Consider the following 2,214-nt stretch of genomic DNA (forward strand, 5'->3'; position numbering starts at 1 on the left):
GCCGGCTGCCTCTGCCCACCCCCCCCCCCCCCCCCGGGCCGTGGGTTCGGTCGGGCGTCAGGTCCGGCGGTCCGCGTCGGCCCGGTTCAGCGCGTCGCGCAGGGCGGCCCGGGTGGTGATGCCCAGCTTGGGGAAGATCCGGTACAGGTGCGAGCCGACGGTGCGCGGCGAGAGGTGCATCCGGTGGCCGATCTCCTTGTTCGTCAGGCCGCCGGCCGCGAGCTCGGCGATCCGGCGCTCCTGCGAGGTCAGCGAGGCCGAGGACGGCGTCGGGCCCTGGTTCGGGCCCTGGTTCGGGCCCTGGGTCAGGACGCCGGCGGAGCTCGGTGCTGCCCGGTCCTCGCTGAGTTCGGCGGCCCGGGTCAGCCCGTGCACGACCCGGCGCGGCGCCCCGCCGCGCCGGGTCGCGGACTGGGCTGCGGCCTCCAGGACGGCGGAGACGTCCTCGTCGGGGTCGACCGTCGCGGCCGCCAGGTGGGTCGCCCGGCGTTCGGGGTTCCCCCGGTGGACCTGGGCCAGCACCAGGTGGGCGGCGCGGCGCTGGTCGGCCGTGGCCAACTGCACGACGGTGGAACGCACCAGCGGGTGGCGGAAGACGAGGTCGCCGGTGACCGGCTCGGTGTCCAGCAGCCCGGCGGCCACGGCCGGGTCGGCGTCGCGCATCCGGTACCGGCTGCCGGGGACGGCCTCGGCGCCGCTCGGGGCGCCCGCGCCGTCGAGCGCACCCGTCAGGAGTTCGGCCCGCACCCGCGGTTCGAGGGCTTCGATCCGGGGGCCGAACAGCCGTTGCAGCCGCCGGGGCAACGGCACGCCGGGCCGGCCGACGAGGCCCTCGACCGGGAAGCCGTCGACCGGCAGGCCGTCCGACCGGTCCGCGAGCTGGGCGGGCAGCTCCAGCAGCGCGAGCGGATTGCCCCGGGCCTGGTCGAGTACGGTCCGGCGGACCCGTCGGTCCAGCTCCGGGTACCGCTGGTCGAGCAGGTGCCCGGCGTCCTCGTCGCCGAGGGCGGCGACCGGCAGTTCGGGCAGGGCGGCGGTGTCGAAGCGGGACGGGACGTCGGTGCGGACCGCGACCAGCAGCCTCACCCGAGTGGCGGCCAGCCGTCGGCCCACGAAGCCGAGGACGTCGGCGCTGGAGTCGTCCAGCCACTGGCCGTCGTCGAGGACCAGCAGCAGCGGTCGCCGGGCGGCGGCGACCGGGAGCAGGTCGAGGACGGCGATGCCGAGCGCCATGATCGACGGCGGACCGCCCGGCGATCCGTCCAGCACCGAGCCCAGCACCGAGCCGAGCACCGTCCGGGAGCCCTCGTCCAGCCGTGCGAGGTCGGCGAGCAGGGGATGGAGGAGCTGGTGCAGTCCGGCGTAGGGCAGTGCGGACTCCGCCTCGACCCCGGCGGCCCGGACCACGACGTGGCCCGCCCGCTCGGCCGGCGCGGCGGCGCGGTCCAGCAGCGCGCTCCTGCCGACCCCCGCCTCGCCGCGCAGGACCAGTGCCCCGCCCGTGGCGGACTCCACGAACGCTGCCAGTTCCGCCTGTTCCCGCGCGCGCCCCACCAGCTCCGTACCGGCGGACCCCATCCCGCTGCTCCTTCCTGTCCGGCTCCCAACGGCCGTGCCCCGGGCGGTGGTTCAGGCGGTGGTTCGGGCGGCGGTTCAGGCGGTGCGCAGCGGGCCCGCGAAGGACTTGCGCAGGGCGCCGGGGGCGGCGACGGGGAGCAGGGCGGCGAGGATCCGGCCCTTGAGGTGCTGGGGGTGGCGGGTCAGTTCGACGTCGACCCGGGTGCCGTCGCCCTCGGGGGTGAGCTTGAAGACCCAACCGCCGCCGGGGCCGAAGAGCTTGGAGTCCAGGGTGGTGACGGTGACGGTGTCGCCGTCGGGCTGCCATTCGTAGCGGGCGCGCTCCCAGGCGGCCGCGGTTCCCTCGGTGACCTCGGCCCAGGTGTCGCCGAGGGCGTGCACCGCGAAGTGTTCGGCGTCGATGGACGGCCAGGCCTCGGCGCGGGCGGGGCTGAAGTCGGTCAGGACCGCGAGGACGTCCTCGGCGCCGAGGGTGGAGACGAGCTGGAAGCATACGACTGCCATGGTGGTGTCCTCATCGAAAGTAACTGTTCTGACCGGTGACGAAAGAGTTCCATGAGTCGGCGTCACCCGTCAAGACGGTTACGCGGATCGGGTCGGGGAACGCGGAACGGGCGGACACCCCATCGAGGGGTG

The 2,214-nt window shown here is 75.6% G+C and carries 2 protein-coding genes; both read right to left on the reverse strand.

Features of this window, described 5'->3' with window-relative positions; all coding sequences use genetic code 11:
- Positions 1-57 precede the first annotated feature (57 nt).
- Positions 58-1,578, reverse strand: a complete 1,521-nt coding sequence (locus tag ACFV8H_RS41395; RefSeq protein ID WP_380409941.1) for an AAA family ATPase — start codon at positions 1,576-1,578, stop codon at positions 58-60.
- A 75-nt stretch (positions 1,579-1,653) separates the two neighbouring features.
- Positions 1,654-2,082: a hypothetical protein gene (locus ACFV8H_RS41400; protein ID WP_380409943.1), complete on the reverse strand. Its 429-nt coding sequence runs from the start codon at positions 2,080-2,082 to the stop codon at positions 1,654-1,656.
- Positions 2,083-2,214: the final 132 nt, after the last annotated feature.

The sequence above is a fragment of the Kitasatospora sp. NPDC059827 genome, assembly GCF_042731675.1.
Classification (GTDB): domain Bacteria; phylum Actinomycetota; class Actinomycetes; order Streptomycetales; family Streptomycetaceae; genus Kitasatospora.